Below are 1,992 nucleotides of genomic sequence, written 5' to 3' on the forward strand. Positions count from 1 at the left end.
TGTAAATTAGCACATTATTTCGGAACCCCTTTTTCAAATTATTTCAGACGGATTCCGAAATAATGTGCAAAATTTTTGTGAATTATTTCGGATTTTGCAGTTTATTTCAGAACGTTTGCACATTCTTTCGGATGGCGTTTTCCAGTTCCTGATCCGGTGAATGAAACAGAAAAACAAAAAAGGGAAAAACGGGACGCCAAAGGGGCCGATTTCGGCCCCTTTCGTGCTAATACCCCATTTCCTCTGCGGCCATGCGCACCACATCCTCGTCAATGACGTCCTTTTTCAGCTGATGCCCGTACAGCAGGCAAGTCGTGGCCAACGTGTTGATGACCCGGGGCCATCCCCGCGACTGCAGGGCAATCGCCTCTAACGCCGATGGGGTGAAGATCGGATGCTTCGCCCCGGCCTGTTTCATCCGATGCTCGATGTAGCCCGCCACCTCCTCCTTCTCGAGCGGCCCCATCCGGCATCGCATGATGATCCGTTGGTCAAGCGGACGGTGCTGATTGAGCCGCAGCTTTCCCTGTAAATGGGGCAGCCCAGCCAACATCAAGACAAATGGGTTGGTCGAATCCATCTCAAAGTTGAACAAGATCGCAATGTCTTGTAAAAAGGCATCTTTGGCCAAATGCATCTCGTCCAAAATGAACACCGGCGTGATCCGTCGTTCATGATGCAATCGCTCGATCGCCTGCTGGATTTGGCGGAAGAGGTCCACCTTGCGGTATTTCGGTTCTTCCCCCAACCCAAGGGCCAGCCCACGGTAAAAATCCATCACGCCTCCGGTCGATAACGGGAAGTAGACCACATGATACAACGAAGGGGACAACGATTCCTTCCACGCCCGAAGGGCGAACGTCTTGCCCGCCCCCGGCTCTCCGATCAACAGCCCGATTCCCCGCGTTCGCTTCACGTACTCCAGCGCCCGCAGCGCTTCTTGGCAAACGGCTCCCGCGAGAGGGAATAAAACGTTTTATACATCCTGTTCGCCCTCCTTCGCCGAAACCGCCGCAAACGGCGACCGATGGCGCTTTACATAGGCATTGTCCTCCATACGCACCCGAATGGCTTCCGCCACCCGTTTGCCCTCTTCGTACACATAGACGCCCCGTTCGTCATAGCGGAGTTCAATCGATTGCCCAATGAACCGGGGCGGCACTTCATACAGCTGCTTGTTCAAGGTGATCGTTCCATCGGCTTTGACCTTGCGGTGCTCCCGCTTCAGAAAAATCGCATCCAGCCAATCGCTATCTTCGATGAACGACACGAGATGCACTTGCGATTGAAACACCTCATGCGGCGTTTTTCCGTCCAGTCCTCTTCAAGCCACCTCCAAAAGCGCTCGTTCAGCTCTTCGAGCGACTTCGGGGGATCCAACTCCAGCAGCGGATMAAACCGCGTCTGTACGGTGCGGAAGAACCGTTCGATTTTCCCTTTGCTTTGCGGATCATACGGCTGGGTGTGGATCAAGGTGATTCCCATCTCGGCGCACGCATACTGCAGCACCTCGGACCGATAAATTTTCCCGTTGTCCGAGTAAATGCGTTTCGGCTTCCCGCAACGAAGCACCGCTTCCTTCGTGACGATCCGCAGCCCGTCAAACTTCTCCGAAGGGAAAAATTGGGCATATGGCACTAACCGCGAGCAGTCATCGATATACGCGATCAAAAACGTTTTCTGGGCTTTCCCATGCGGCAAGATTTCTTTTCCCACCAGGTTGTGTTTTTTCAACAATCGGTATATAGTAAAGTATGAGAGGGTGGTGGGAATGTCCCCCTGCTTGGTGAGTTGTTCGTAGAATAGGGTCACGGGCATGGWGGGATGTTCCTTCCTCAATGCTAGAATATGATCCTCATCATCGGGGGACAGACGTCTGGAGCGGCCGCGGTCCGAACGGCGCTTCGGCTTCAAGGCGTCGAAGCCCCCTTTTTTGTATCGGGCGCACCAATCCAGAATCGTCTTCGCCGCAATGGGTTTGTCCCCTTGATG

General features: G+C 53.6%; 2 pseudogenes. Both read right to left on the minus strand.

The annotated features are described in order from the left end of the window. Positions 1-226 precede the first annotated feature (226 nt). Positions 227-984 (minus strand): annotated as a pseudogene (locus CV944_RS17080) (ExeA family protein). After that, positions 977-1,992: pseudogene (locus tag CV944_RS17085) on the minus strand (transposase); the annotation flags it as partial. The pseudogenes CV944_RS17080 and CV944_RS17085, both read right to left, overlap by 8 nt.

Origin of the sequence: Geobacillus sp. WSUCF-018B (assembly GCF_002809985.1) — a bacterium.
Taxonomy (GTDB): Bacteria; Bacillota; Bacilli; order Bacillales; family Anoxybacillaceae; genus Geobacillus; species Geobacillus thermophilus.